This is a genomic window from Nitrosarchaeum sp. AC2, from assembly GCF_013407385.1.
Taxonomy (GTDB): Archaea; Thermoproteota; Nitrososphaeria; order Nitrososphaerales; family Nitrosopumilaceae; genus Nitrosarchaeum; species Nitrosarchaeum koreense.
The window spans coordinates 1,629,250-1,655,560 of record NZ_CP030847.1 but is presented as its reverse complement, the minus strand read 5'-3'; the positions used below and the strand labels follow the sequence as shown (position 1 = coordinate 1,655,560).

Annotated in this window: 32 protein-coding genes and 1 pseudogene; 17 read left to right on the top strand and 16 right to left on the bottom strand. The window is 31.3% G+C overall.

Annotated elements, in window-relative coordinates; translation table 11 throughout:
- Positions 1 to 33: 33 nt before the first annotated feature.
- Positions 34 to 1,098, top strand: a complete 1,065-nt coding sequence (locus DSQ20_RS09980) for a Xaa-Pro peptidase family protein (RefSeq protein WP_048110132.1) — start codon at positions 34 to 36, stop codon at positions 1,096 to 1,098.
- 2 nt (positions 1,099 to 1,100) lie between these two features.
- Here the strand turns inward: DSQ20_RS09980 and DSQ20_RS09975 are convergent, their stop codons facing one another.
- Genes DSQ20_RS09975 through DSQ20_RS09945 form a run of 7 tightly spaced genes read right to left on the bottom strand, consistent with a single transcriptional unit; the run spans position 1,101 to position 6,412 of the window.
- Positions 1,101 to 1,589 (bottom strand): DUF3888 domain-containing protein, encoded by a 489-nt coding sequence (locus DSQ20_RS09975; protein WP_179365503.1) that lies wholly within the window; start codon positions 1,587 to 1,589, stop codon positions 1,101 to 1,103.
- Between the two features lie 19 nt (positions 1,590 to 1,608).
- Positions 1,609 to 2,451: a class I SAM-dependent methyltransferase gene (locus DSQ20_RS09970; protein ID WP_179365502.1), complete on the bottom strand. Its 843-nt coding sequence runs from the start codon at positions 2,449 to 2,451 to the stop codon at positions 1,609 to 1,611.
- A gap of 27 nt (positions 2,452 to 2,478) precedes the next feature.
- On the bottom strand, positions 2,479 to 2,640 hold the full coding sequence (locus DSQ20_RS09965; protein WP_179365501.1) for a hypothetical protein: 162 nt from the start codon (positions 2,638 to 2,640) through the stop codon (positions 2,479 to 2,481).
- Position 2,641: 1 nt separating this feature from the next.
- Positions 2,642 to 3,901 (bottom strand): bifunctional phosphopantothenoylcysteine decarboxylase/phosphopantothenate--cysteine ligase CoaBC, encoded by a 1,260-nt coding sequence (gene coaBC, locus DSQ20_RS09960; RefSeq protein WP_179365500.1) that lies wholly within the window; start codon positions 3,899 to 3,901, stop codon positions 2,642 to 2,644.
- The gene (gene panB, locus DSQ20_RS09955) at positions 3,891 to 4,730 is read right to left on the bottom strand and encodes a 3-methyl-2-oxobutanoate hydroxymethyltransferase (protein ID WP_179365499.1); all 840 of its coding nucleotides are present in this window, start codon (positions 4,728 to 4,730) and stop codon (positions 3,891 to 3,893) included. Before panB ends, coaBC begins: the two co-directional genes overlap by 11 nt.
- Positions 4,723 to 5,487 (bottom strand): 4-phosphopantoate--beta-alanine ligase, encoded by a 765-nt coding sequence (locus DSQ20_RS09950; protein WP_179365498.1) that lies wholly within the window; start codon positions 5,485 to 5,487, stop codon positions 4,723 to 4,725. The genes panB and DSQ20_RS09950 overlap by 8 nt, the downstream gene beginning before the upstream one ends.
- A 10-nt stretch (positions 5,488 to 5,497) precedes the next feature.
- Positions 5,498 to 6,412, bottom strand: a complete 915-nt coding sequence (locus DSQ20_RS09945; protein ID WP_007551570.1) for a pantoate kinase — start codon at positions 6,410 to 6,412, stop codon at positions 5,498 to 5,500.
- Positions 6,413 to 6,477: 65 nt separating this feature from the next.
- Here DSQ20_RS09945 and DSQ20_RS09940 point away from each other — a divergent pair, with 65 nt between their 5' ends.
- Positions 6,478 to 7,458: an AbrB/MazE/SpoVT family DNA-binding domain-containing protein gene (locus DSQ20_RS09940; protein ID WP_007551568.1), complete on the top strand. Its 981-nt coding sequence runs from the start codon at positions 6,478 to 6,480 to the stop codon at positions 7,456 to 7,458.
- On the opposite strand, the gene DSQ20_RS09935 is transcribed toward DSQ20_RS09940, so the two are convergent.
- Complete coding sequence (locus DSQ20_RS09935; protein WP_179365497.1) at positions 7,459 to 7,971, bottom strand: NUDIX hydrolase; 513 nt, start codon at positions 7,969 to 7,971, stop codon at positions 7,459 to 7,461.
- Between the two features lie 25 nt (positions 7,972 to 7,996).
- Positions 7,997 to 8,899 carry an AsnC family transcriptional regulator gene (locus DSQ20_RS09930; RefSeq protein WP_179365496.1) on the bottom strand — a complete coding sequence of 301 codons (903 nt, stop codon included), beginning with the start codon at positions 8,897 to 8,899 and terminating at the stop codon, positions 7,997 to 7,999.
- A 117-nt stretch (positions 8,900 to 9,016) separates the two neighbouring features.
- Here DSQ20_RS09930 and DSQ20_RS09925 point away from each other — a divergent pair, with 117 nt between their 5' ends.
- The 7 genes from DSQ20_RS09925 to DSQ20_RS09895 all read left to right on the top strand — a co-directional run bounded on the left by DSQ20_RS09925 (position 9,017) and on the right by DSQ20_RS09895 (position 14,987).
- On the top strand, positions 9,017 to 10,204 hold the full coding sequence (locus DSQ20_RS09925) for an ABC transporter permease (protein WP_179365495.1): 1,188 nt from the start codon (positions 9,017 to 9,019) through the stop codon (positions 10,202 to 10,204).
- Between the two features lie 49 nt (positions 10,205 to 10,253).
- Positions 10,254 to 10,901 carry an ABC transporter ATP-binding protein gene (locus DSQ20_RS09920; RefSeq protein WP_179365494.1) on the top strand — a complete coding sequence of 216 codons (648 nt, stop codon included), beginning with the start codon at positions 10,254 to 10,256 and terminating at the stop codon, positions 10,899 to 10,901.
- Positions 10,898 to 12,199 carry a COG1361 S-layer family protein gene (locus tag DSQ20_RS09915; protein ID WP_179365493.1) on the top strand — a complete coding sequence of 434 codons (1,302 nt, stop codon included), beginning with the start codon at positions 10,898 to 10,900 and terminating at the stop codon, positions 12,197 to 12,199. The genes DSQ20_RS09920 and DSQ20_RS09915 overlap by 4 nt, the downstream gene beginning before the upstream one ends.
- Positions 12,200 to 12,240: 41 nt before the next feature.
- Entirely contained in the window at positions 12,241 to 12,573 is a 333-nt protein-coding gene (locus DSQ20_RS09910) for a hypothetical protein (RefSeq protein ID WP_179365492.1), read from the top strand.
- Between the two features lie 214 nt (positions 12,574 to 12,787).
- Positions 12,788 to 12,970, top strand: a complete 183-nt coding sequence (locus tag DSQ20_RS09905) for a hypothetical protein (RefSeq protein WP_255458258.1) — start codon at positions 12,788 to 12,790, stop codon at positions 12,968 to 12,970.
- 80 nt (positions 12,971 to 13,050) lie between these two features.
- Positions 13,051 to 13,437 (top strand): hypothetical protein, encoded by a 387-nt coding sequence (locus DSQ20_RS09900; protein WP_179365490.1) that lies wholly within the window; start codon positions 13,051 to 13,053, stop codon positions 13,435 to 13,437.
- Between the two features lie 2 nt (positions 13,438 to 13,439).
- A complete protein-coding gene (locus DSQ20_RS09895; protein WP_179365489.1) occupies positions 13,440 to 14,987 on the top strand; it encodes an AarF/ABC1/UbiB kinase family protein in 1,548 nt (515 codons plus the stop codon).
- On the opposite strand, the gene hsp14 is transcribed toward DSQ20_RS09895, so the two are convergent.
- Entirely contained in the window at positions 14,988 to 15,380 is a 393-nt protein-coding gene (gene hsp14, locus DSQ20_RS09890) for an archaeal heat shock protein Hsp14 (RefSeq protein WP_179365488.1), read from the bottom strand.
- A 77-nt stretch (positions 15,381 to 15,457) separates the two neighbouring features.
- Between hsp14 and tmk the strand changes: the two genes are divergently transcribed.
- Genes tmk through pyrH form a run of 3 tightly spaced genes read left to right on the top strand, consistent with a single transcriptional unit; the run spans position 15,458 to position 17,954 of the window.
- Entirely contained in the window at positions 15,458 to 16,039 is a 582-nt protein-coding gene (gene tmk, locus DSQ20_RS09885) for a dTMP kinase (protein WP_179365487.1), read from the top strand.
- Positions 16,036 to 17,271: an HD domain-containing protein gene (locus tag DSQ20_RS09880; RefSeq protein ID WP_179365486.1), complete on the top strand. Its 1,236-nt coding sequence runs from the start codon at positions 16,036 to 16,038 to the stop codon at positions 17,269 to 17,271. Before tmk ends, DSQ20_RS09880 begins: the two co-directional genes overlap by 4 nt.
- Positions 17,271 to 17,954: a UMP kinase gene (pyrH, locus tag DSQ20_RS09875; RefSeq protein WP_179365485.1), complete on the top strand. Its 684-nt coding sequence runs from the start codon at positions 17,271 to 17,273 to the stop codon at positions 17,952 to 17,954. Before DSQ20_RS09880 ends, pyrH begins: the two co-directional genes overlap by 1 nt.
- Here pyrH and DSQ20_RS11055 read toward each other — a convergent pair.
- Positions 17,955 to 18,310 (bottom strand): annotated as a pseudogene (locus tag DSQ20_RS11055) (hypothetical protein).
- A 128-nt stretch (positions 18,311 to 18,438) separates the two neighbouring features.
- Here DSQ20_RS11055 and DSQ20_RS09865 point away from each other — a divergent pair.
- The gene (locus DSQ20_RS09865) at positions 18,439 to 18,960 is read left to right on the top strand and encodes a hypothetical protein (protein ID WP_255458256.1); all 522 of its coding nucleotides are present in this window, start codon (positions 18,439 to 18,441) and stop codon (positions 18,958 to 18,960) included.
- A gap of 265 nt (positions 18,961 to 19,225) precedes the next feature.
- Here DSQ20_RS09865 and DSQ20_RS09860 read toward each other — a convergent pair whose 3' ends face one another.
- The 4 genes from DSQ20_RS09860 to DSQ20_RS09845 all read right to left on the bottom strand — a co-directional run bounded on the left by DSQ20_RS09860 (position 19,226) and on the right by DSQ20_RS09845 (position 21,917).
- The gene (locus DSQ20_RS09860; RefSeq protein WP_179365484.1) at positions 19,226 to 19,870 is read right to left on the bottom strand and encodes a hypothetical protein; all 645 of its coding nucleotides are present in this window, start codon (positions 19,868 to 19,870) and stop codon (positions 19,226 to 19,228) included.
- 32 nt (positions 19,871 to 19,902) lie between these two features.
- Positions 19,903 to 20,139: a hypothetical protein gene (locus tag DSQ20_RS09855; RefSeq protein WP_179365483.1), complete on the bottom strand. Its 237-nt coding sequence runs from the start codon at positions 20,137 to 20,139 to the stop codon at positions 19,903 to 19,905.
- Positions 20,140 to 20,149: 10 nt separating this feature from the next.
- Positions 20,150 to 21,187 carry a V-type ATPase subunit gene (locus DSQ20_RS09850; RefSeq protein ID WP_179365482.1) on the bottom strand — a complete coding sequence of 346 codons (1,038 nt, stop codon included), beginning with the start codon at positions 21,185 to 21,187 and terminating at the stop codon, positions 20,150 to 20,152.
- A 64-nt stretch (positions 21,188 to 21,251) separates the two neighbouring features.
- Positions 21,252 to 21,917, bottom strand: coding sequence for a hypothetical protein (locus DSQ20_RS09845; RefSeq protein WP_179365481.1), 666 nt, complete (start codon positions 21,915 to 21,917; stop codon positions 21,252 to 21,254).
- 128 nt (positions 21,918 to 22,045) lie between these two features.
- Here DSQ20_RS09845 and DSQ20_RS09840 point away from each other — a divergent pair, with 128 nt between their 5' ends.
- Both DSQ20_RS09840 and DSQ20_RS09835 read left to right on the top strand, forming a co-directional pair.
- Complete coding sequence (locus tag DSQ20_RS09840; protein ID WP_179365480.1) at positions 22,046 to 23,608, top strand: ammonium transporter; 1,563 nt, start codon at positions 22,046 to 22,048, stop codon at positions 23,606 to 23,608.
- 72 nt (positions 23,609 to 23,680) lie between these two features.
- A complete protein-coding gene (locus tag DSQ20_RS09835; RefSeq protein ID WP_179365479.1) occupies positions 23,681 to 24,457 on the top strand; it encodes a sulfurtransferase in 777 nt (258 codons plus the stop codon).
- A 62-nt stretch (positions 24,458 to 24,519) separates the two neighbouring features.
- Here the strand turns inward: DSQ20_RS09835 and DSQ20_RS09830 are convergent, their stop codons facing one another.
- The gene (locus DSQ20_RS09830; protein WP_179365478.1) at positions 24,520 to 24,792 is read right to left on the bottom strand and encodes a hypothetical protein; all 273 of its coding nucleotides are present in this window, start codon (positions 24,790 to 24,792) and stop codon (positions 24,520 to 24,522) included.
- A 94-nt stretch (positions 24,793 to 24,886) separates the two neighbouring features.
- On the opposite strand from DSQ20_RS09830, the gene DSQ20_RS09825 reads away from it, so the two are divergent.
- Both DSQ20_RS09825 and DSQ20_RS09820 read left to right on the top strand, forming a co-directional pair.
- Complete coding sequence (locus DSQ20_RS09825) at positions 24,887 to 25,654, top strand: DUF6293 family protein (RefSeq protein WP_255458255.1); 768 nt, start codon at positions 24,887 to 24,889, stop codon at positions 25,652 to 25,654.
- Positions 25,655 to 25,824: 170 nt separating this feature from the next.
- Positions 25,825 to 26,247 (top strand): DoxX family protein, encoded by a 423-nt coding sequence (locus DSQ20_RS09820; RefSeq protein WP_179365477.1) that lies wholly within the window; start codon positions 25,825 to 25,827, stop codon positions 26,245 to 26,247.
- Positions 26,248 to 26,311: the final 64 nt, after the last annotated feature.

Genomic DNA, 26,311 nt, shown 5'->3' with positions numbered 1-26,311 from the left:
CATACATAAATTGAGAATTGCTGTGATATTTTTGTGAAGGAACGAAGAAAAAATCTTCTCAAATTCGCTCAAAAGATCGACTGTGATACACTAATTGCATTTGAGCCTGAAAATTTATTCTACATGACTGGATTTTGGGGGGAGGCAATTGGTATGTTAGAAAAAGGAGGAAAAACTACCATTATTGCTCCTGAACTTGAAGTAGGTCGTGTTAAAGAAGAATCTGAAGACTGCGATGTAATTACTGCAGAACGTGGTATGGGATTAATCTCTTCATTAATCAATAAAATCAAAAAAAAATCTGTCTGTACTGATTGCCAAAATTATTCAGTAATGACATCTCTCAAAAAATCTGTCCCTAAGATAATATCGTCTACTGAACCATTTTATGATTCTCGTATTATAAAAGATGAATTAGAGATCAATATTTTGAAAAAAGCTTCAAAGATAATTGATGAAATGTATGAACTTTGTAATAAAAAAATGAAAGTAGGTCAAAAAGAGTCTGAATTACAAACAATCTTGATGTCATACGCAATGGAACAAAAAATGTTTGATACTGGATACAAATCAACACTTAACCCTTTGATTATAGCTGGAGGATCCAATGGAGCATTACCACATGCACAAGTAACTGATAGAAAATTCAAAAAAGGAGATCTCGTAGTAGTTGATCTTACATTGAGATACAAAGGATATGTTTCAGATGCAACTAGAACATTTGCAATTGGAAAAATATCTCCTAAAGAAAAACAGGTCTATGAAATTGTAAAAGAATCACAAAAACTTGGATTAAAATCAGTTAAACCAAATATTAATTGTAAAGATGTAGACTCTGCTTGTAGAAAATATATCGAAGAACAAAACTATGGAAAATATTTTATTCATTCAACAGGTCATGGTATTGGACTTGAAGTTCATGAGTTACCAACTATCTCATATCGAAGTGATACCAAATTAAAAGAGAATATGGCTATTACTGTAGAGCCTGGAATCTATATACCAAATAAATTTGGAGTAAGAATTGAAGACTCCTTAATTGTAAAAGATAAACCAATAATTTTGCATAAATTTACAAAAGATCTAATTACTATCTGATTCTAGTCGTAATAGTTTACAATATCAATTACGTGTTTTGCATTTGAGCTTTCAGCCTTGATTTCTTTTGTAATTTGATTTACATTCCAGATATAGTCTATCTTTCCTTTATAGGATTCAAATATTAAAACTACTTTGTAATTTTCAGTAGAATCAACTTTAGTAATGTTTAGCTCCACTTTTGTCTTTTTGTTATCGTATATTTTTTCATCAGGATATTCTTTAGCAATTTGTTCTTTAATTGCATTCAATACGGTTAATCCTTTTTCATTTGGACCATTATATGCCATTAAAATTTCTAAAATTTGTTTTTCTTCATTTGTTAAATTGTCTGGAAAACTACTTTCTAAGTTGCCTTTTGTTAATTCAGGAATTACAAATACCACAAAAATTGCTACTATGCCTAGATAAATTGGAGCTCTTTTTTTTAGAAATGACTTAAAATCTGACTTTTTTGGTTCATCTTCTTTCTTTTTGTTATTTTTACCCATTCTACTCCCTACTACCAATCTAGTATTTTGCAGTTAAAATTAAAACTTGCCAAGGAAATACTATTACCTCATTTCTTTTTGTATATGGAATAGTATTTTGTTTAACTGCCTGTTTCAACTCACTTCTCTGAAATTTATCTAGTGCATCTACTTTTTCCTTAATTGGTTTGGCAATGTATTTCAGATAATTTTTCCAATACTCTTCAAAATTTCCAGGACTATAGCTAAATGTAAAATCTTTTATTGAAATTTTTGAAAATCCTGCATTTTTTATTTCATCGTATAATGATTTTTTTGTTCCAAATCTATCTAAATTAGGTGTACCAGGTGGTACATAATCTGGAATAAATTTTGTAATAGCATCTAAAATACTGCTAAAAAATGGAACTTTGTCTTTATGACCATGAACTGATATTCCTAACATTCCTGTTTTTTTGAGGCTATTTCTGATATTTTTTAATGCTTTTTGTGCATTTGGGAAAAAAAATAATGCATACTGACATGTTATAATGTCAAATTTATGATTAAAATTAAATTTTTCAGCATCGATATTTATAAAATCTAAATTAGATTTTTTACCATTCCATTTTTTTGCAATATTAATTGCAGTAACTGAAGCATCTGCTCCAATAACACATCCTGAATTTCCAATTTTATCAAGAATTTTTTTTGTAACTGCACCTGTACCACATGCAAGATCTAAAATACTATCACCTTTCTTTACATTTACCAGATCAACTAATTTTGAAGTACTTTGAAATGGTCCTTGATTAACACCGGCCCATCTTTTATGATATCTTGGTGCTATTTCATTCCATATCTTGATGTTTCTTTGTTTATACTCTGTATGATCTAGTTTCATTATATTTTTGATATTTGATGATATATTTTATGTAATCTCTTTAAAATCTGATTTAATTGTTCTTCCTGTCTCGTGAAAATATCTATGTTCAATCTCTTTTAGCTTATCTAATGTTTTTTCGTTTTGTATTTTCTTTAATTTGATTTTATTATATTCTGCTAAAAGTTTTTTTATTTCTGATTTTTTCATTTTATCTTTTTATTTTATTCTCGATCTCTTTTATAATTAATTTGGCAATCTTTTCTTTTTTCATCCAACCAGATGAAATTACATGGTTTGAATCTATGATCAATACCTCATTACTTTCAGGATTTTTCTTATATCTTTTTGAACCAATGTCATTTGCAATGATCATATCTGCATTTGATTCATTCATTTTTTTCTTTGCAAGTGAAATTAATTCATTTTTTGGAATATTTGCCTCAGCTTTGAAACCTACCAAGAATACATTTTTCTGATATTTTTTAATAAGATTAATTATTTTTGGAGTCTTTTTGAGGCTGATTTTTATTTTATTTTTAGAACTTTTTATTTTATTTTTGCTAGGATTTTCTGGAATGTAGTCTGATATAGCAGCTGCCATTATTACAATATCAAATTTATTTTGCATCTCTTTTTTTACAACATTAAATATTTCATTGCTTGTAGAAATTTTAATTAATTTTACTCCTTTTGGTGGTTTTTCACTTCCTGGACCATAAACTAATGTGACTTTAGCTCCTGACGAAATTAATTCTGAGGCTAATAACATACCAGTTTTTCCTGAGCTTTGATTTGTAATTATTCTAACAGGATCAATATATTCAATTGTTGGTCCAGCTGTAATCAAAACTTTTTTATTTTTTAAAATAGATGAAAACCCAAATTTTTTTAATACATAATCTAAAACATCTTCTGGTTCGGTAGCTTTTGCTTTACCTTCAGTTTGTTGAGGAGCTAGAAATTCAATTTTATTCTTTAAAAATTCAACATTCTTTTTTACTGCTGCATTTTCATACATCGATGCATGCATGGCAAGACACATCAAAATTGGAATCTTTGAACCAAATCCTACTGTAAGCACCGTAGATACTGGTGTATCGTCAATACCATTAGCTAATTTTCCCAGTGTGTTTGCAGTTGCTGGATAAACTATGATAAGATCTGATTGGTTATAGTCTGCTAATTTAATATGTTCTAATTCACCTGTTAGCTTTGTTATTACTGCATTTCCTGTTGCCCACTTAAAATAATCTGGTTGTACTAATTTTGTAACTGCATCACTTGTAACACATCTGACATCTGCACCATGTCTCATTAGCAATCTTGCTAATTCGATTGCTTTGTATGCTGCTACACTTCCTGCTACACAAAGAACGATTTTTTTCCCAGAAAGTTCAACTCCATATGAGCTCACAATATCTAATGATGGATGATTCTTTTCCTTAATTATCTTCTTTTTAGCTGCCAATTTGTTCTCGTAGTTTTTTAAATTCATCTTCATCCATTGAAAACCAGTTTTCTTGGGCAGGAAATATGCCTGATTCTACTTCTGTTTTATAATTTTCAAGAGATTTTACAATTTCCTCTGATAAATTCAAATATCTTTTTGCAAATTTCGGTTTGATTTTTTCATACATTCCCAACAAGTCTTGCACAACTAGAACCTGTCCGTTGCAACCAACTCCTGAACCAATTCCAATCGTTGGTATACTTACTGTCTCTGAAATTATTTGTGCAACCTCATGACTTACCATTTCTAAAACAATACTAAACGCACCAGCTTCTTCAAGCTCCTTTGCATCTTCAATTAATTTTATTGCAGTGTCTTTTGTTTTCCCCTGTACCTTATACCCTTCAGATAACATTGTTGTTTGTGGTTGTAATCCAATATGGCCCATTACTGGAATACCGATATCTGTAATTGCACTAATTGTTTCTGACATTACAATTCCACCTTCTAGTTTTACTGCATCAGCTCCTGCTTGTATTAATCTGCCAGAATTTTTTATTGCATCCTCAATACTTACTTGATATGACATAAATGGTAAATCTGCAACCAACAAAGCATTTTTCCTTGCTCTACTAACTGCTTCTGTAAACATACACATTTGATCCATTGTTACTGGTATGGTATTTTCATAGCCAAGCATTACCATGCCCGCACTATCTCCAACAAGTAAAATGTCTATTTCTGCTTTATCACAAAGTGAAGCAAGTGTATAATCATAACTTGTAACGACTGAAATTTTTTTACCATCTTTTTTCATTCGAATAATATCGTAGACTGATTTATGCAAAATGAGATCTCCTTGTTAAATTATTTCTAATTTCAATTATGTTATCTGAAAGATTTTTTTTATTATTAAAATTCTTGACGATCTTTTCAAGTGTATTTTTGTTATTTTTTGATAATTTTTTACAAGTTATAGATAACAATTCTACGGCACGAATCACATTATCAACTATTGTAATATTTGCCGTTTGTGAAGTTCTTGAAAGTGGATTAAGATCAAATGTTATGACTGTTTTTCCAGCTTTTCTCAACGCCATGGTTCTATCTCCATCTTCTAATGGAACAATTACAACGTCAGCTGCAAATATTCCATTTTTATCAACTATTCTTCTAGCAGAATCTAATCCTGATAGTGTGGTTGAAAAATTAGGATTTATACCTAAAATTTCGTTTGCGCCATTCTTTTTTAGAATCTTTATGATATTCTTTTTTCGTTTTTCATTAGCATAAAACAAATTTATTTCAACTTTTGCACCCGAGATTTTAGAAAGATTGATTATTTCTTTTGGGCATAATGCAGCAATATTTCCATTGATTGAAATGATTGGTAGTTTTGCCAAAAGGATTTGTGCTGCAGCAGCCTTGATTGCTAGTTTTGCAGTCTTGCTTGTTTTTTCACCAAGTAAATAATCAAAAGCTTCTCCTCTGCCATGTGCTAAGAGACCTTCTTTAGCTACTAATCCCTGTTCAAATCCTAAAACAAGTTTTTCTCTAATTAAAAGAGATTTAGCTCTAGGATGAGATTTTGGAATTAAAGACATCTATATTCAATTAATTATTGAGCACTCTTGCTCCTTGATTATCCAATTCTGATTTTATAATTATTGCTTCAGAATATTTTTTTAAAATTTGTAAAACCTTCTCTTCTTTTTCTTTTGGAATCATAGTAAATACAGTCTCACCAAATAATGCAACACCACATTTTATTCCATTTAAAGATAATTCTTGAATTAAATTTTCCATTCTTAATGTCATTACTTGAATATATTTTGCAAATTCTAATGACATATCTTCAAAGTGTTCATAATTTTTTGATTCTAATAATTTAGTTACCATTTTTCCACCAAGACCATTAATTTGAGACAAACGTTCTTTGATGAACTTATTTGTTGAAATTGGGGAAAAACAAATCATGATTATTGTGATTTCTCCAGGATTAATTTTTTCTACTTGACCTATTCCTGGTGCTCCTGGTTTGATTCTAATTTCAAAACCTCCATGATATGATGCTAAAACATCACCTAACCCTGTATTGCAATTTATTTCTGCATTATGAGCAATCTGACCAATCATAGTGTGATCTAATTTTGTTTTAAGCACATGATCTAATGCATATGATAATGATAACGCAACAGCACTGCTAGAACCTAAACCATATCCAACAGGTATGGTAATCTCATGTCGAATATCAAAAAACATATCTTCAAAATTTCCAAGCTTTAAAAATTCATTTAAAACATATTCTGAAACATCTGTCTTGTCTGATTCATAACCTATGGTTGTAATTTTAAAATTAGAATTTTGATTAATTTTTGGTAAAATATTGATATGTGTGGTAACTCCCTCTCTTATTGAAAATCCAGCACCCATAGAACCTATTTTTTCTGGAGTTTTTTGATCATCTTTTTCTAAATACGCTTTAAAAAAACCTGTTACATGAGCAGGACAAAATGCAGTGGATTCCATTGATCATAGTTTAAATTTTACACAAAATATAAGAATATGGCTTAAATTAATTATACTAGTATAAATTGACTAAATTCATTCGACGCCTACAACGGATAGGTAGCAGCATACTAGTTTCATTGCCAAAAGAATGGATAGTTGCTAATAATCTAGATAAAGGCAGTCAAATTGAACTGGAAACTGGACAAGATACAATTTCTATTTCTGCAAATAAAGAAATGCGTCCTACCAAAGAACTTGTAATTTCATATCCATTACCTAAAGATGAAAATATCGTTGCTGATATCACTGGAGCATATCTATTAGGATATGATGTTATACTAATCAATTCCAAATCAACTATACCTGGTGTTGATAGAGAACAAATTAGAAATTCCATGCGACGATTAGTTGGAATGGAAATTATTGAAGAAGATGCCTCACATATTAACATGCAATTTCTTTTAGATGCTACAACACTTAATCCAGAAAAAATTCTAAAAAGAATGAGTTCTATTGCACTTGGAATGTATGAAGATGTATCAAATGGGTTAATTTTAAATGATAAATCTAATTTACGGACATTATCAAATAGAGATGTAGAAGTAAACAGGCAATATTTTCTTCTTGTACGTTTAATCAGAAGTACACTTGTTGATAAACGATTAGCTAATGTATTTAATTTAGAAAATATAGATATTTTAGATTATCGAGTAGCTGCAAATCTTTTAGAAAATGCTGGTGATACAATAGTTGAACTTGCTGATTTTATATATAATTCATCTTTACCTGATCAACATTTAAAGAAAATTTTTGATGTAGTTCAAAATTTTAATGATCTTGCAGAAAAGTCTATTGATGCTTTTACAAAACCTGATCGACGTTTAGCTATTGAAGCTATTGCATTACACAAAAAATATCAGGAAAATCTTTCTAAACTAAGAAACACAATTGGAAATAAAAAAGAAATTCCAATTGATCTTCTTGATCTTGTGTATATGTTTGAACGAATTACTAAATCATGGGCAGATGTAGTAGATCTTGTAAAACCAATATATAATAAATAATTAATTTAATTTATTTTTTAATGCATATGTTAAAACTGCACAAATTGTCTTTGAATCTTGAATTTTTCCATTTTTTATCATCGTAATTACTTTTTTAAAATCCATCTTTACTACAGATAATATTTCATCTTCATCTAGCTTCAAATCTGTAATTTTTTTCAATCCGGATGCTACAAAACAATGAATAGCCTCAGTGTTGTACCCTATAGAAGGATAATATGTGATTAATGGAATCATTTTTTTAGCACTGTATCCTGTTTCTTCTTCTAACTCTCTAAAAGCACATTTCTTTGGGTCTTCTTTTTTTTCTAATGTACCTGCTGGAATTTCAATTACATAACCATGAGGATATCTATGTTGTTTTACAAGTATCAGTTTATTATTTTCATCAAATGCTAAAATTGCTGCTGCTCCTCTATGTTCTATCATTTCTCGTTTTACTTTTCTACCTTCAATTACTAAATCATAAATGCTAAGGCCTAGTATTTTACCTTCATAGATCTTCTTCTTCATGTTTAATTCATAATTTGATTAATATTTAATTTGTTTGATACGAAATATGTAGTGTTGGAGATTTTTTAGCAATATTGATAGCTTGTTCTAGCCATTTCATTGGAAATGATATCTCTTTTGGTATGAATAAATCTGCAGATTTTACTCCATTCATGTTTCTAACTATTTTAGTTAATTCATCCATTTCAAAAATGTCATGACTATACATGAATAACACAATTTGATTTTTTGCAATAAATGGTATTTGCATAAATGATTCAGAAAGTTTATCATTCATTTTGTCTAATGTTTCTTTAAGATTTCCATCAATCCATGCAAGTATGGCATGTGAAATAAAACCTTCAATTTTTCTTGGATTGTAAATTAATGTAAATTGAATACCGTTATTTTTTTGTAATTTGTCAATACATCTTGTAACGGTTTTTGTAGACATTGACATTTCTTTCGCTATTTTTTCAATTTTTTGTCTTGGTTCTTTTATCAAATATTCTAAAATTTCTAGATCTGTTTTAGTTAGATTAGAACTATATCCTGGACTTTCGGCTTCAAAAATTGATAGTACTCTTACATCCTTCATTAGTTTATTTGCAAGTTCTATTTTTTGTTGTAAATTTTCTTTTATTACTATACTACACACTGTGATTCCACCAACACATGGCACAACAAAAAATGGCTCTCCAACTAACCTGATTTGCTCTAAAATATCTTTGATGTTTTGTCCTGATACCACAATATACAAAACACCTAGTCCTAAAATTGGAGGTTCAACTTTAATCGTAAACTTTTCAATTATTTTGGATTCCTGCATTTTTTTAATACGTGCTCTAATTGCCCCACCTGATATTCCTAATTCCTTTCCAATCTGTCTATCTGATTCTCGGCAATTGTTTAGTAATCTGCTTAGAATTTTGATATCTAAATTGTCCAATATGTCACCTGAATCCATTTCATATTGTTTACAATTAACTAATAAGATATAAAAATGTCTATACTGTTAGCACTATAGATAATATACATTAAATATCAGACTATTTTTAGTCTTCTTATGGAATATCGATTACGACTAGCAAAAAGAATGCTGTTTAATAAAAAAGGAAGTTTAATCGGGGCTGTTTTAGCTGTTACTATTGGAATTTTGGTAATTCATGTAAATTTTGTAATTTTTCAGGGATTGTTTGATGCAATTGTTAGAGATATCTCAAATTATAGAAATGGGAATGTTCTAATCACAGATGAAGAAGACTATATCGACAAGTCTGATCAAGCATTAGTTAATTGGTTTGAAAGAATTCCGTATGTAGAAGCAGCTACTCCCCGGTTGTCATCAAGTGCATCAATCAATATGACAAAATTTGGCACATTACATGAAGAAACAAGAATTCCTATAGTAGGTGTTGATCCATTTAGAGATATTCAAGCCTCCACAGTTCATGAAACTGTAACCGATGGACAATATGTTTTTGCTAAAAATTCAATTGTATTAGGTTCTAATGTCGCACGAGATCTTGGTGGCGCTCAAGTAGGTGATAGTCTAAAATTAAAAATTGTTGATAGATATGGTCAAGATCAAATTAGAAGATTTGTAGTTACTGGCATAGCACAATCACCAGGTGGACAAGGCTTTGATTATAGTGTCGTTGTACATATTGATACTTTACGTGACATGATGAATAGAAATGGTGAATCAGGTTCAATAATGGTAAAACTAAACGATCCAACTAAAGCAGATGATGTTAAAAATTTCTTTTTAACTGCTTTTCCTAATGACGATTTTATTGCAGAAACAATAGAAGAATCAGCTGAAGAGCAATTAGCTGGTTTTAGATCTGGTATTGCTATGATAAACATGATTGGCTATTTTGGAATGATGTCATCGGCATTTGCTATTGTTACAATTCAAATGATGTTAGTTAATGGAAAAACTAGAGAAATAGGAGTAATGAGATCAATTGGCGCTACACGAAAAGATATTTTGGTTATTTTTATTTTTCAAGGAATGATAATTGGTGCAATAGGTGCTGGGGTTGGTACTGCAGCAGGCTTAGGTTATACATTTTATGCAAAGGAGACTAAAATGTCATTCAATAATAGCCTCCCGTTGGAAGTAAGTTACAACTGGGAAAAAATTATTCAAACTGCAGTAATGTCTTTTATGTTAGCAATAATTGCTTCATTATATCCATCGTATAGGGCAACTAAATTATTACCTGTGGAGGCAATGAGAACTGTCTAAAGTACTTGAAATTAATAATTTAAGTAAAATTTATGGCGCCGGCGAAAATATGGTAAAAGCCTTAGATAATGTATCATTTTCAATTGAAAAAGGAGAATTTGTATTAATTGTAGGTAGCTCTGGCTCTGGAAAATCTACTTTACTTAACATGATAGGTCTTTTAGATCGTCCTACAAATGGTAAAGTCTTCATAGATGGAATAGATACATCAAATCTATCTGACAACCAAATCTCAACATTTAGAAATAAAAAACTAGGATTCATTTTCCAATTTTCAAATCTTTTAACTGATCTGACTGTTCTTGAAAATGTATTACTGCCAAGAGAAATTGCTGGAACTACTGAATCCGCTGAAAAAAATGCTAGAGAATTATTAAAAGCAGTTGGATTAGAGAATCAAATTAACAAAAGAGCAAATAAAATTTCAGGTGGACAAGCACAAAGAGCAGCAATTGCTAGAGGTTTGATAAATAACCCTTCAATTGTTTTAGCTGATGAACCAACTGGTAATTTGGATTCTGTAACTTCTAAAATAATTGTTGATTTGATGAAATCAATGGCAAAAGAACTGAATCAAACATTTATCATTGTTACTCATGATCAACAACATTTTGGAGATGCTGATCGAGTAATTACAATCAAAGATGGAAAAGCATCTGAGGGAAATCAACCATCTGAATTGGAGGTTTTAGTATGATAAATTACAAAATTCTATTTTCATTGACCATGTTGTTGTTCATTCCATTAATTATTGATGATTCATACGCTCAAATCAAATCTGGTGGTTTTGGCCAATCGCCATTTGAAAGAGAGTTTGGAGATGTAAAATTCCTAGAAGGATATTTTGGAACATTTAACAATAAAATTGAAATTGATCCTGGCGATGATAATGTCCCATTTACTGTAGTATTTGCAAATGTTGGTACACAAGATATTACTGGAATCAAAGGCCAACTATCCCTTCCAGTTGGATTTTCTTCAGCAGATGGTCCTGGTTCACTAATAACTGCTAATAGTGATTCTAATTCATTGGCTGGCGATACTTTCTATATGACATTTAATGTTAATATTGATAAAAATATTCAAATTAAACAGTATCCTGGTACTGTTAAAGTTGATTATTCTAGAATAAGAGAATCCGGAGTTAGAACTTCGTTTTCCGAATTTACCTTTAAAGTTACTGGAGATAGCATAATCAATGTTAAGGCATTGGATCCATTCCTTACGTCTTTAAAATTAAACAATGTTGTAATCGAAATTACAAATGATGGAACTGCACCAATATCTAGTGTAGATATTGTAAATACCAACACTCAAACAGAACTTGCATCTACTTCATCGTCAACTACCAATGTTGAAAATGTAGTAATTTTAGAGTCAAATTGGGATGTTGGTAACATAAATCCAAAATCATCTAGATATCTTACTGCTACAGTATACGTACCTGGAAATCTTCAACAAGATACATTACGAATTCCATTATCTATTCAATTCTATAATGCACATGGTGATTTACAAACTGTTTCTAAAATTGTTGATTTTTACATTAAAGGATTGATTGAACTTAACATGTATGATGTAGGAGTAATTGAACTATCTAATACACAAATGGTTGTTGGAGAAATAATAAACGAAGGAAACGAAAATGCAGTGTTTGGTTTTGTTACAATTGAACCTAGGGGTGACTCAAATATTAAAACAAAAACTCAATTTATTGATGAAATTGAAATTGATTCACCTGTGCCATTTAATATTCCATTAGAATTTGATGGTGAGCCAAGATATGGAGAACATGATATCAAACTAACTGTAAGATACAAAGATAGTGTTAGAGATGAAACACTGTACACGCATGATGCAACAATATTTGTAAAAGAACCAGAAAAAGTTCAATCTGATAATAGTTTTATGATTATTATTCCACTAATAATAGCAATTGCAATAGGATTCTATGTGATTCGTAGGCGTAAAAAATCAAAAATTCAGGCCAGTTAAAATTAAATTTTAAATTAGAAATAGAAAAAGAACTGTTTAAAATGAGATTATCTATTATTGTCATTATTGCAGTTTTAGCTGTAGGAAGCATAGTGATCTTTTTTGGTTATATTACAAATCAAAATTCTCCAGAAACTCTTGAACAATCAGATCCATACGAAAAATTACAAATCTACAAAGAAGAACTAGAAAAAATTAACCAGTATAATCAACAACTGCTTCTAGAATTAGAAGACAAACTGATTAATTCTGATAATTCTAGTTTAAACCAACTAAACCAAGAGATCTCAGTTCTAAAACGAGTAATTAATGATAATAAAGTGGAACTCGAACAAGTTATAAAAAAACTTTCTACGATGAATTCCTCGCCTTAAGATCGATCAATTCTAATTCCCTATTCTGGGACATTTGCATTATTGTTATATGATTAAGTTGAGATGATATGAATCAGGCATGGCAAATAGCATATTTCTATTTCTAGTTGGTAGTATAGTTGGATTCATAACAACACCATTTCTCTGAATCCTTTTTTATTTCTAAATTCATATACATAGAAAAAAATCAAAAATAATGCGAAATCATCAAAAATTGACAATCGTTGGTATGATCTTATTGGCTGCTACCTATTTGATTTCTAATCATGAAACAAATCTTCTTGGAATTGGATTTAATTTTGCTTACATTACTGGAATTTCTATGTTGATTGTATTCATTGCAAGTTTTGTATTATTTGGAAAAGAGAGAATAAAAGAATCAAAATCTAAAAAATAAATTTTTTAGGCATAAAAAATATGAAAATTTTTTAATTTTATTATGGCTAAGATTATAAACGAATAATGGATCTTGCGTTTATGCAAATAGATGAGATTGAAGTACCAAAGGAGTTAAGAGAATTCATGATAGATGGGGCACATGAAACTATGCTTGGACAAAAAAATGGCGCAAATAAACAATATCGATATGGTAATTTGCACATAAGAGAATATGATGATAAATTTCTAGTTCATACTGATAAAATTGATCCTAGAAAAGATCCATTTGGTCATTTAGTATATGATGCCCCAGAAATTCTAATTGGAGTTGCATGTTCAATTTTAGGTGGTTCAAAAATTGCAAAATTATTTCTTAAGAATAATAAATCCAAAAACTCAACTGTAGCAGCTACTATAACATCTTCTATTATTGCTGGATACATTGGGTATGTTGCAACAAAAAAAGCTAAAAATTATTTAGAATAATAATGTCTAACGTAAGAACAATTCAAGTACTTTACAAACTACTACCTTCAATTTTGGCATTACGAAAAGATAGAAGAAAGTGGGTTAAAACAGAAGGCAAGGACACCGATTTAGAAAAATATCGTAAGAACGCACGTAAAGTTTTAAACACTTTCATTTCATTAGGACCTGTTTACATAAAATTAGGACAGTGGCTTTCATCAAGAGCGGATATTTTACCACAACCATACTTGGAAGAACTTGCCAAGCTACAAGATAGTGTTCCAGCAGCTCCATTTGATCTGGTAAAACCAATAATTGAAAATGACATCGGACCACTAAATGAAAAATTTGAAAGCATAGATCAAAATCCTCTTTCTGGTGCATCATTAGGTCAAGTTTATCGAGGAAGAATATCTGGTCAAGAGATTGTAATTAAAGTAAAAAGACCTGGTATTGAAAAAGTTGTAGAAGAAGATCTTAAAGTCTTAAAAAAAATACTTCCAATGGCATTGAGATTTGTAGATCCAAACTTACGTTTTTCTGCAAGAGCAATGCTTTCACAATTTATTGAAACTATTCATGAAGAGATGGATTATACGATAGAATCAACAAATCTCAAAAAAATCAAGCAAGACATGAAGAAAAGCAACATAGCGATTCCCTCAGTGTATGATGATTATTCCTCAAAAAATGTACTTACTATGGAATACCTTCCTGGTATCAAAATTACCAATATAGAAGCACTTGATGAAAAGGGAATCGATAGGCACAAACTAGTCATTGATGTTCATAAGGTCTTTTTCACCATGCTTTTACGTCATTCTTTATTTCATGCAGATCCTCATCCGGGAAACATTTCAGTAACAGACGATGGAAAATTGATTCTTTATGATTATGGAATGGTTGGGAGATTAGACAATGATACTAGATTAAGATTGATTCGACTTTATCTTGCCCTAGTTGAGAAAGATCCACCTCGAACAGTTAACGCGATGGCGGACCTCGGAATGCTAACTCCTGACTTTAACCGAGCAGTAATAGAAAAAGGAATCGAATTGGCAGTTCGCGCAATGCATGGAAAAAAGCCCGATGAAATGGAAGTACAAAGTTTGATGGAACTTGCAAACAAAACAATGAGTAAATTCCCATTTGTTCTTCCAAAAAATTTGGCGCTATACATGAGAATGGCGTCTATCATTGAAGGAATTTACAAAACACATAAAGTTGATTTTAAATTTGTCAAAGTACTGAGAGAAATTTTACAAGAAGAACATTTAATCAAAGATGCATACATTGAAGAACTCAAATATTCATTTCAAAGATTTGCAAAATCAATTGATGCCACTATCTCAATTGCTCCAGAACTGAAGAAACTTATTGATGAAAATAGATCAATCCAACTAAATACAAAACCTAAATCCAATGTTTTGCTTTCTGGAAGTATACTTTCATCTGCAATATTTGTTGGTTCTACGGTTTTGTATACTGCAAATGAATCTCTAGGAATTACCGGAATAATTGGTTCTTTGATAATAATGAGTATTTTTACAATATTTAGAAAACGATAATTATTCTATGGGAATATCTTTACCGTGTTTTTTAACTAAAATTGTAATTGTTAATACACCATTATCATATTTTGCAGAACTTACTCCATTTTCTCCTTCTCTAAGTTCAATCGGCAATCTGATTTTTTTATCTATGACATTTGGTCTCTGATTGCAGATAATGTTATGATTTTTTTCTTCAGAAATTTCTTTTGATGCGTTTATGGAGAGAATGTTTCCATCTAATGATAATTTTATGTCTTTTTTTGTAAATCCTGGCATGTCAACTATTAATGTCAATTTGTCATTATCCAGATACATATCTACAGGAGGTAGAACAAATTCGTAAAATTCTCTAGATTTATTCCCTATTTCTTTGATCATTTCTTTTGCCATTGATTTAACTAGTCCCATTTTGAGATATGTGCTTAATTTTTAGTTATAAACCTTGATAGATTTTTAATCAATTAATTTCTCTGATTTTGTAACTTATGATAATTGTTATTGAGGGCGGAGATCAGGCAGGAAAGAAAACTCAAACTGCATTGTTGGCAAAAGCATTAAAACAAAGAAAAATCAAAACAACTACCTTTAGTTTTCCTGATTATAAGACTCCAGTAGGAAAAGAAATTGCAAAATATCTTAACGGTAAAAGAAAATTCCCACCACAAGTGATTCATTGTCTTTTAGCTGCAAACAGATGGGAAAAATTAAATGAAATTTTAGCAGCACAATCAAAAAATTCTATTGTGATAATGAATCGATATTATCACTCAAATCTGATCTATGGTTTAGCAAATGGAATGAAAAGCAAATGGCTAAAAAATCTAGATAATGGTCTCCCAAAGGCTGATCTTGTAATTTTACTTGATGTGACTCAAAGAGAATCATTTCGTAGAAAAAAAACTAACAGAGATAAATTTGAAAAAAATGAAGAATTTCTAAGAAAAATATCAAAAATTTATCAAACTATTGCAAAGAAGGAACATTGGAAAATTATTGATGCATCTAAATCAAAACAAGAAGTCCATGAAAATATTTTAAAAGCAATTTCTCAGAAAATAGGCTTATGAAAAAAAATTATTCAGACATAGTTGATCCGATACATGATTTTATTCGTGTATATGATCATGAATTAAAAATAATTGATAATCCAATCTTTCAAAGATTAAGACGAATACGTCAACTTTCTGGTGCTCACTTAACATATCCAGCTGCACAACATACTAGATTTGAACATTCTTTGGGTGTAATGCACATTGCAAGTCAAGCTGGTAAGGCATTAAACGAAAAAGGAATTTTAAAATCTGAAGATATTGATCTATTGAGACTTGCAGGACTTTTACATGACATTGGTCATGGACCTTTCTCGCATCTTTTTGAGGAAGTCATTCAACAAAAAAAATTTTCCCATGAAGATTTTGGTAAAGAAATTATTTTAAAATCTGAAATTGGTGATATACTATCAAAAAATGGATATGACAAAAAACTTGTTACAAAAATTGCATTTGGAGATTCAAAATTACAATACATGAATGAAATAATTTCTGGAGCATTAAGTGCTGATATGATGGATTACTTACTAAGAGATGGATATTTTACAGGAGCAGAGCATGCACAAATTGATCATAAAAGAATAACACAATCTCTTGATGTACACAAGAAAAAACTTGCTCTAGAAAGATCAGCACTTTACTCTTTTGAATCTATGATGCACTCTCGTTATCAAATGTTCAAAGCTGTATATTTTCATAAAACAGTAAGATCTGCTGAAGTAATGCTTTTGGAGGCATTACGATTATCTGACGATGAATTTGGTTTTACGTCATTTAACATTAAAGAATTTGTCAAACTTACAGACGAATATGTTTTATCTACACTAATCTCATCAAAATCATCTAAGCTAAAACGTGCTAGACAATTTGCTGAAGATTATCAAAATCGTAAATTGTTAAAATGTGTATTTGAACGAATTCTAACTAGCAGAACTAATTTAGGAAAATCTAGAACCGATGAATTAAGAACATCAATTTCCAAAAAATCCAAAGTTGATGAGAGTGAAATTTTTGTTGATAGCTCCGTTACTCCATCAATTCCATTAGCTCCGTCCAAAAATGAATCAAAACATATCATTTTGATTTCGAATGAGAATGGAAAATCTACTGCTCAGGAGATGCCTATATCTGAAATTCCTGTAGTTTCAGCAATATCTGGTTTTATGAATATTCTTAGGATATACACTCATCAAAAGAATAGAAAAAAAGTTGAAATTGCCGCAAAATCAATCCTCGGTGGTTTAAAGTAATGAAAAAAAGAATTGTCATAAAACTTTCAGGACGAATTTTTGGTATGGATAATGCAAAAGTACTCAAGGATTATGCTTCATTTCTAGTCAAAATTAGTAAGATTTGTCAACCGATAATTGTTGCAGGTGGAGGAAATATTGCAAGACATTACATTACTCATGCAAGATCTTCTGGAGCTGATGAATCTACTTTGGATGAACTTGGAATTGAAATTTCTAGATTAAATGCAAAACTATTGATTTATGCCCTAAAAAATAAAGCATATTCACATCCGCCAACAACATTACAAGAAGTGAGACATGCAGTTGATGATGGATTAATTGTGGTTACAGGCGGTTTACATCCTGGACAAAGTACCAATGGCACCGCAGCTCTTATTGCAGAAAAAATCAACGCAGAACAATTTCTTAATGCTACTGATGTTGATGGTGTTTATGATATGGACCCTAACAAATTCAAAAATGCAAAAAAATTCAAACGAATTGAACTTAAGAATTTAAAAAATATGTTAGTTCATGAAGATTCGGTTGCAGGAGGCTATGATTTGATGGATATAGTAGCTCTAAAAATAATCGAACGCTCTAAAATTAAAACACGAATTATTAAAGCTGACCTCAAAACACTTGAAAAAGCAATCAAAGGTGGAGAGGTAGGAACAGAAATAATTCTACAATCAAAATAATTATTCTAAAATCTCGTTTTGTACGGTAGAACGACTTTCTGACCAAATCTGAATCTTATTTTCAGGATATTCTGGAAGTCCAGACTCTCTTAATTTATTGTAAATTGTTAGTGCTTCTTTTTTTTCTACTGCCTTTGATTGAGCCTTAGTAAATCCATCCTTATCTGCAATTATTGTAACGTATCCCTCAGGTGAAGTAATGACAGCTACAAAATCTTCCTCTCCGACTGGAAAAAACTCACCATTAATTTTTTTGTAGTCAGTGTTAACATTCCAAATCCTGCAACATCAAACATTTTCATTTGAGATTTACTTGCTCTTTGTTTTCCCTGCTGGACTGCTTGGAAATATTGCATGATTCATTTTACTCTTTAATATTATAATAACTATCTCAACATTTAAGATATGTAAAAATTAAGTAAATTTACTGAATTCTAAAATCTTTGTTTTTGTAGCCGTTATTGCTTTAGCAGCAGCTTTGGGCATGATTCTTCTGTCAGGTTCATCATCTGTTATAAATTCACCAGAAAATACCAATCAAGAAATAAAATCCGATGTATCACAAGAACCAATATCAGCTCAAATACAATCACTAAATGTTGAACTAGATGATATCTCAATAAAAGAAGTTACTCCTAGAGGGGCTACGATTGAAATATCATTTAAAATTAACAACCCAAATTCCAATTCTGTGATTGTACAAGTTATGGATTATCAGTTATTTGAAACTGGATATTCTAACGTAGAACAAATCTCAGGCGGTCAAATTGGAAGTAGACCAGAAGGAATGGTGGAATTTGGATCTGATTACTATGTACTTCTAGCTGAAAACTCGATAATTTTAAAAGATAAAATACAATTGAAAAATACAGGTAACACTCCCAAGTTATGGTCTGATTTAGAAAATGATACTGCAAAATGGCGAGTTACTGGTACTGTATTTTATAATCTCAGTTCAATGACTAGCGGACAAGAAAACACACTTCATTTTGAATTTGAAAAATAAATAAAACTAAAAATCACTAATAGTATCATAAAAACTAAAAATTATGATAATTTGTTTTTAGATAAAAAATATTGGCAAAATTATAAAAGCCCCTGAAGTAGTTTTTCATTAAATGGCAGAAGCAGGAATGGCCGCATTTGGCTCAGCAGTAGGAGTGGCAATTGCACTCGCAGTAGTGTGTTTTGCACTTCGTGGTAAAGGACATCCTGAACCACTGGACTAATCAAAGGAAATTATTCCTTTACAATATTTTTCATTTATCTAACTAATCTTTACCCAAACCTAGCATTTCTGCTAATGATATCTGTTTGGTGTTTTTCTTTGTGATAAAACATCTTTGATAGTATTGGCATTCCATACAGTCTGTAGATGGCTCTAAAATTGGAGTCTTTTGTTCTTTAAGAAGATCATTTAGAACTCTTACTCTTCTAATAATTTCTTCAAACATTTTTTTATCACGAGTTAACGAGAACATGATCTCTTCTCTATCTCCAGTAATGTAAATAATCACTCCATCTGTTTTATCATAAATCCACATGCAAGCATTGAGATAAAGTAAGTCATTTGCCAGAGGTGATTCTAAACTAGTATTTGTCGGTCGAAATAAAATAATTGAATTATCTGCAATCATATCTGCATGGCCTCTTAACTTAATATCATCGATAGAGAATTCTTTTGGATCACTGCCATATTGTAATTTTCGAAGTAGACCAGAAAGGAGATCATTAAAACCCCGTCTTTCAACCTCTTTGGGATCAATTCTATCATAATATGAGCGTCTTAAACATTGGACCACTTCTTTTAGATGAATGGTTTTGATGTCTTTAGCGTCTATTTCAATCTCTAATTCTCTTCCAATAGAATCGACAGCATTTTTTATAATGCTTCTATAGTCTCTATCTCCCATCATGATAAATCACTTAACAAATTCATCTTTATAGACTAGCTCATTACTTTGGTCAATAATTTTGAAATTTTAGTAGAGAATGCTAATATGATAAAATGGGTTCCAAAGCCTAGAATTGCGCCTACTATGATATTTCCTGTTAGAAAATAAATGCCAAGAAATAATCCTAATGGAGGCAATGATAAAATCATGGCTAAAAACGTGCTAACCCAAATAGTATTAGTCAAAACCTCTGTAGTAATTTCAGTTTTTTTCTTTGGAAATCTGATCATTTTAAAAATTCTATTCTACTTCCAAAATTAACTTTGACATGGTAATTTCAGTTGGTATTTTTTGTTCAACTGCAAATGCAATAGCTGCTAAATTTCTAACTTCAAATGCCGTTAGTTTAGTAATTCCCACAATTGTTGCAAAACTAAACATTTTTGTGAAAGATCTTATGGCTGTTTGGTAAATTGCCATTTCAAATGCTCTTTCAAATTCAGCAATAGCATCAAGTTCTTTTTCAGTTTGAGGGATCAAAGTTTTGTATTTTGTATTGGATAATTCATTAAATGCATCTTTAATTGTTGCAGATGCAATCATTCTTCCAAGTAGTTCTTTTGCAGTAGGAGTTTGAGCAACAATTAGATCTTGAATTTGTTCTTCTTTTAAACCCCAGAATTTTCCTCTAATTACACTTAGAATATTGTAAAAATCTACATCCATTCCGACCAATTTTGTAGCATCCTTATCTGCATAATTTTTCATAGCACCGGCTAAATGTTGAATTAAAATTTTATCAAAATACGTATCAAAAATCTGGACATTTTTTCTTTCACTGTATAAAGCTGCAGCCTTTGCAATTTCCTCCCCAAATTGTACTGAATTCAAGCTTGCAACTGCCTCTTCCAAATCTTTTGAAACTAATGCTTTAATGACAACATCTCTTTGTTTGATTAATTCTTCAGCATGAAGATTTACGTGAGTTTCAATTTCTTCTTGAGGTTTCCCTAAAGCTTTTCCTTTTAAAATTGATTTTAAATTTGAAACAATGAATTTCATATAATATGCATCTAAAACACCTGAATTTCCTGATGTTTTTGCAATTGAATAATGTGTATCTGCTAAATGACTTCTTAGTGCAGATTCGATACCTTGTGATGTATATGGTTTTTGTACCTCTGAAATAGAATCTCCATAAATTGTATTTTTGATTCTAGTCATTAATTCATCAAGATCCCTTGATTCTGCTAACGTTTGAAAATCCGATTTTTTTAATAATTTACCTCGTTTACTATATGATTTTACAGATGCATAGACATTTTTTGCTCCACCCATTTAGGTAAATTTCAATAGATGCGGATTTTAATGTTTGGCGATCCGTTCCTAAAAGCCTGATATTTTAAGTAATTTTATTAAGAAAACTGATGGTTTCTTCTTTATCCTGCTTTGGTAGATTCAAAAACGTCTCTAAAATCTCCTTTTGAATCAATAAAGACTCATCAGAAATCTCCTTTAGTTTTGAGAGTTCAAAGGGAAGCAAGTCTTTAATTTTATTATCACAAAATGCCTTTACATATTTTTGAAAAATAGAATAAGTAAAATTTGGACTGGCCTTTGATAGATTTTTAATAATTCCTTCATAATTTTTCTCCTTTGAATCTGCCTGTGAAAAAAATTTTTCTAACAATCTGTCTTTATTTCCAACATTGCTTAACGATAATGCTACAAGTATCCCTTTTTTTGTTAAATGATAATATGGAATACCTTTTTCTTGAAGAGCTTTTGGGCCTCGTTTCATAGGTAATCTCCCATCTTCTTCAGCAATTCCCATTGGGATCAAAATTTCATCTAGATCTCGAAAAATTCCAGAATAGATATTTTTCCATGCAATCTCATGAATCTTTGCAATTCTCTGAGAAATCCCTGTTCTTGTTCTCTCCGCTGGATTGGCATTACTTGCTAATATTGCAATAATTGATCTTTGTCTATTTGCTTCCCCTGTTAATTCCTCATCTTTTGTCTTGAAAGTATCAAAAATTGATAATTTTGTACCTGTTTTCTTCATTTAATCACCAAATGACATAATATTCATTTTCTATGATAATATCAGAATATACTAAAATATAATAATTTACATTTTTACAAGTTTTTACATCTTCAATGCTTAAATAATTTTCAATTTCGATTAATTTAATGAATTCTAGGAACCACAAGTATGCTCTATTACTTGTGGCCGCAGTAGCCATTACAGCAGCAGGTGCAATGTCACAAGCATTCGCACAAAATGTTAATGATGGTATGGACGGATACGTTGCAGGAACTAGTGGAATCTACACTGGTAATCCTAACGAATGTTGGTATGATGATGGCGAAGGTAACATGATGCCCTGTAGAATTGATACAGGTGATACAGCATGGATACTAACAGCTACTTCATTGGTACTCTTCATGTCACCCGGAGTCGGCTTCTTTTATGGCGGATTAGCCAGATCAAAGAACGTCGTCAACGTACTTGGTATGACCATAATTGTTATGGGACTTATCTCAGTACAATGGGTTCTATGGGGATATTCTCTAGCATTTGGTCCAATTGATAGTGATGCAAACATGTTCATGGGCTCACTTCAATATGTTGGCTTCAATGAAGTCTCTCACTATGCACCATTAGGTGAAGCAGGTCCATGTGCAGACACATGGTCAGCGGCTTACCAAATGAATGCGATGGTGGAAGCAGATCAATGTAGTCAAGGTTGGCCAGGTACTGTACCTCATCAATTATTCGCAATGTTCCAAGCAACATTCGCAATTATCACACCAATTCTAATTATTGGTGGATTAATTGATAGAATTAAGTTCAGCGCATTGATAATCTTCATACTCCTATGGGCTACCTTCGTTTACGATCCAGTTGCACACTGGGTTTGGGGAGGTGGTTATATCGGAGGAGGCGCATTAGATCTTAATCCTGACTTATCTCCATCGTTTGCATTAGACTTTGCTGGTGGTACTGTAGTACACATTACTTCTGGATTCTCTGCATTGGCAGGCGCCTTAATCCTTGGCAGAAGACTTGGATATGGTAAAGTGCCAATGGAACCACACAACATCCCAATGGTAGTCCTCGGAGCAGGAATACTCTGGTTTGGATGGTTTGGTTTTAACGCAGGAAGCGAAGTAATGGTAGACGGCATTACCGTAAGCGCATGGACAGTTACAAATACTGCAACAGGTATGGCTGCTCTTACTTGGGTCTTGATGTCATGGGCACATACAGGAAAACCAAGTATTGTAGGAGCTGCATCAGGTGCAGTAGCAGGTTTAGTAGCTATCACTCCAGCTTCAGGTTGGGTAGGTCCAATGGCTTCAATTATAATCGGTATTGCTGCTGGAACAGTTTGTTATGCAGCTGTAACATTCAAAAACGCACGTAAATGGGACGACGCATTAGATGTATGGGGAGTACACGGAATGGGTGGTCTTACCGGTGCAATTTTGACTGGTACATTAGCTAGTCCGCACATTTGGGATACCGGTGACGGTATTGGTGCTTGGACTGGTACTGCAGAAGGAATGGAACAGCAAGCAATTAGCATCATCGGTGCAGCAATCTCAGTAGGTTATGCATTTGGTGTTACGATTGTAATTCTCAAAATAATGGATGCCGTTTGGCCAGGTGGAATCAGGGTCACTCCAAAAGAAGAGGAGATCGGTCTTGATTTGGCACAGCACGGAGAAAGAGCATACGTTAACGAATAAGGAAACTTCCTTTTTCTTTTATTTTTATTATTCAATACAAATCAATTTAGATTTGATCATTTTATCCAAATCATGTTAATTTCTACATCTGACCTTAACTCAATTCTAAATGATCCTAATGTCATAATAGTGGATACTCGTTCATTTAAGGAATATTCTGAGGGTCATATTCCTAATGCTGTAAATTTAGATCTATTTGCATTTCATTGGATAGATACGACAAAAGAAGGTATTACAAATTTTAACAGTCAAACTTCAACTCTTCTTTCCTTTCTTGGAGTGACACCTGAAAAAAAAGTAATCTTTTATGATACTGTTTCTGGAATGCTTGCAGCTAGAGGTGTTTGGATGTTACTTTATTTTTCACATCAAAACGTCTCCATATTAGATGGCGGAATAACAAAATGGAAAAAAGAAAATCTACCACTTGAAACAAAACCAAATGGATTCAAGCCATCCAAATTTACAGGAAAGATTAACCCCGATATAATTTCTGGATTTGAATATATCAGAGATAATCTAAATAATGTAAAAATTATTGATGCTCGCTCTACAGGAGAATATACTGGAAATGTAATTAGAGCCGCTCAATCTGGACATATCCCAAACTCCATCAATATTGATTGGAATGAAAATATCGAAAAAGATGGTACTTTTAAGACTAATTCAGAACTGTCAAGACTATATGATTTTCCAAAGGATGCAGAAATTATTATTTATTGTCAAGGCGCCTATAGGGCAGCAAATTCTTTTCTTGCTTTAAAAAAACTAGGATTTGATAAAGTACGTGTATATCTTGGTTCATGGGGAGAATGGGGTAATAAACCAGAATTACCCGTTGAAAAATAATATTCAATTTTGACATATATTTTTCCAAAAATAGTATATGAATTCCTGAATGTGGAATCAAATTATTTTCTAACCAGATTTTTTACTAGTTTGATAAGATTATCATGAAGTTCATACTTTGCAAATAATCTTCTTAGTAGAAAACTTCTAGTAAAATTAATTGAAGCATAAACTCCTGTAATTGTTATGTTTGCAACTAGAGGATCTTCTTTAATCCAATTTGCAGATAATGGTAAGATGATTATTCCTGCCACAAACATCATTGGATAACCACCCATCAAGTTAGCTGTGGCTTCAAAGAGACTCTTTTTGTATGAATCAATCTGTTTAGTCATTGTATTTCATATGCCTCATGATTTTTCTGTAATTGTGTAATGGTTTTCATGAATTAGTTAGAATATCTAAATTATTAAATAACATGTTAATAGTATGCATACTGAGAATACTATTATGGATAGAATTTCAAAATTACGCATACATATTGCTCCTGTGGGATATGAGATTGACAGAGTGGTACTTCCTGCAAAACAAGAAAAGGCAGACAGAGTTTGGTTGCTACTTCATGAAAACAAAAACGAAGACAAATCAGGTCCATTTACTACAAAAATTACAAATCAGTTAGAAAAATTAGGAATTGAAGTAAAGCAAGAGGAGCATAACAGACGAGATTTATTTCAAATTATTAGAGTAATAAAAAATATTATTGAAAAAGAAAAAGAAAATGAAATATTTGTTAACTTAGCATCAGGTAGTAAGATCCAAGCAATAGGTACTATGATGGCATGTATGATGTTTAATGACAATAAAAACATCCATCCATTTTATGTGGAGGCAAAAACATATCGAGGAGTTGATGCAAAACAACCAGTATCCACTGGAATTAAAGACATTCAAGATGTTCCACCATATTCAATAAAAATTCCTGAAGAAAAATTAATTCAAGCACTGGAGATCATTAAAGAAAACAATGGCAAGATAACTAAAAAAGAGATGGCAGAAATTTCAGAAGAAAAAAATATTATTACAATTAATGCACAAGAGGAAAATCACTCCATGGCAAGATTTGCAAGTCTTGATAAAAATATTATTCAACCACTAGAAGAACAGTGGAAGTTTATACATATTGAAAAGATAGGGCGTAATCGATGGATAACACTTACTCAAGAAGGTAAAAATGCAATAGAGTTCTTGTTATGATGAACATTATATGAGAAAATAAAATGAAAACTAAATTTCACGTCTATCTACATCCATAAAAATAATTTTACATTTGTCAAGTATTCATATTATATTTTAGTTTAGTATATTTTACATTTGTAAAGTCCACTGTTTTACTATCTCCACTTTTTAGAATATCTGAAGAAAAAATGAACGTAACACAACAAGTTACAAAAACAAATAAACTCCATGAGATAACCTATTGGGGAATCAGAGCATCAGTAGGTGTAATCTTTATCGTATATGGACTGCAAAAATTCAATCCAATATGGAAAGAATATCTTATAGGGTTTGGCTTGCCACCAGAACTGCAAATCCCAATAGCATTGGCAGAAACTATTGGAGGAATATTCCTCATTATAGGATTCATGACTAGAATTACAGGAGTAGTATTCAGTGTGATTCTACTTGATGCAATATTTCACATTAGATGGGAAAAAGGATTTCTCATATCACAAGGAGGTTGGGATTATGATCTTGCCTTACTTGCAATGGTTCTTTTTGTTCTAGTTACAGGTTCAGGAAAAATATCTATTGCATCAAAAGTGAAGATTCCAAATCTTCTTCACTAATTTTTCTTTTTTTGTTTTCACATCAATCTGCACCTGAAATGATGTCTCTGATGGGACTATATCC

Bases quoted from the DNA above. Each gene is read 5' to 3' on its own strand.
- pyrH (WP_179365485.1), top strand. From the start codon at position 17,271: ATGAAAAAAAGAATTGTCATAAAACTTTCAGGACGAATTTTTGGTATG.
- DSQ20_RS09825 (WP_255458255.1), top strand. From the start codon at position 24,887: ATGCATACTGAGAATACTATTATGGATAGAATTTCAAAATTACGCATA.
- DSQ20_RS09965 (WP_179365501.1), bottom strand. From the start codon at position 2,640: ATGAAAAAATCAGAAATAAAAAAACTTTTAGCAGAATATAATAAAATC.
- DSQ20_RS09920 (WP_179365494.1), top strand. From the start codon at position 10,254: ATGGTAAAAGCCTTAGATAATGTATCATTTTCAATTGAAAAAGGAGAA.
- DSQ20_RS09860 (WP_179365484.1), bottom strand. From the start codon at position 19,870: ATGATGGGAGATAGAGACTATAGAAGCATTATAAAAAATGCTGTCGAT.
- DSQ20_RS09830 (WP_179365478.1), bottom strand. From the start codon at position 24,792: ATGACTAAACAGATTGATTCATACAAAAAGAGTCTCTTTGAAGCCACA.
- DSQ20_RS09910 (WP_179365492.1), top strand. From the start codon at position 12,241: ATGAGATTATCTATTATTGTCATTATTGCAGTTTTAGCTGTAGGAAGC.
- DSQ20_RS09855 (WP_179365483.1), bottom strand. From the start codon at position 20,139: ATGATCAGATTTCCAAAGAAAAAAACTGAAATTACTACAGAGGTTTTG.
- DSQ20_RS09820 (WP_179365477.1), top strand. From the start codon at position 25,825: ATGAACGTAACACAACAAGTTACAAAAACAAATAAACTCCATGAGATA.
- DSQ20_RS09900 (WP_179365490.1), top strand. From the start codon at position 13,051: ATGCAAATAGATGAGATTGAAGTACCAAAGGAGTTAAGAGAATTCATG.
- DSQ20_RS09945 (WP_007551570.1), bottom strand. From the start codon at position 6,412: ATGGAATCCACTGCATTTTGTCCTGCTCATGTAACAGGTTTTTTTAAA.
- DSQ20_RS09840 (WP_179365480.1), top strand. From the start codon at position 22,046: ATGAATTCTAGGAACCACAAGTATGCTCTATTACTTGTGGCCGCAGTA.
- DSQ20_RS09845 (WP_179365481.1), bottom strand. From the start codon at position 21,917: ATGAAGAAAACAGGTACAAAATTATCAATTTTTGATACTTTCAAGACA.
- DSQ20_RS09880 (WP_179365486.1), top strand. From the start codon at position 16,036: ATGAAAAAAAATTATTCAGACATAGTTGATCCGATACATGATTTTATT.
- DSQ20_RS09925 (WP_179365495.1), top strand. From the start codon at position 9,017: ATGGAATATCGATTACGACTAGCAAAAAGAATGCTGTTTAATAAAAAA.
- DSQ20_RS09835 (WP_179365479.1), top strand. From the start codon at position 23,681: ATGTTAATTTCTACATCTGACCTTAACTCAATTCTAAATGATCCTAAT.
- tmk (WP_179365487.1), top strand. From the start codon at position 15,458: ATGATAATTGTTATTGAGGGCGGAGATCAGGCAGGAAAGAAAACTCAA.
- DSQ20_RS09915 (WP_179365493.1), top strand. From the start codon at position 10,898: ATGATAAATTACAAAATTCTATTTTCATTGACCATGTTGTTGTTCATT.
- hsp14 (WP_179365488.1), bottom strand. From the start codon at position 15,380: ATGGGACTAGTTAAATCAATGGCAAAAGAAATGATCAAAGAAATAGGG.
- DSQ20_RS09950 (WP_179365498.1), bottom strand. From the start codon at position 5,487: ATGTCTTTAATTCCAAAATCTCATCCTAGAGCTAAATCTCTTTTAATT.
- DSQ20_RS09935 (WP_179365497.1), bottom strand. From the start codon at position 7,971: ATGAAGAAGAAGATCTATGAAGGTAAAATACTAGGCCTTAGCATTTAT.
- DSQ20_RS09970 (WP_179365502.1), bottom strand. From the start codon at position 2,451: ATGAAACTAGATCATACAGAGTATAAACAAAGAAACATCAAGATATGG.
- DSQ20_RS09975 (WP_179365503.1), bottom strand. From the start codon at position 1,589: ATGGGTAAAAATAACAAAAAGAAAGAAGATGAACCAAAAAAGTCAGAT.
- DSQ20_RS09865 (WP_255458256.1), top strand. From the start codon at position 18,439: ATGATTCTTCTGTCAGGTTCATCATCTGTTATAAATTCACCAGAAAAT.
- DSQ20_RS09895 (WP_179365489.1), top strand. From the start codon at position 13,440: ATGTCTAACGTAAGAACAATTCAAGTACTTTACAAACTACTACCTTCA.
- DSQ20_RS09850 (WP_179365482.1), bottom strand. From the start codon at position 21,187: ATGGGTGGAGCAAAAAATGTCTATGCATCTGTAAAATCATATAGTAAA.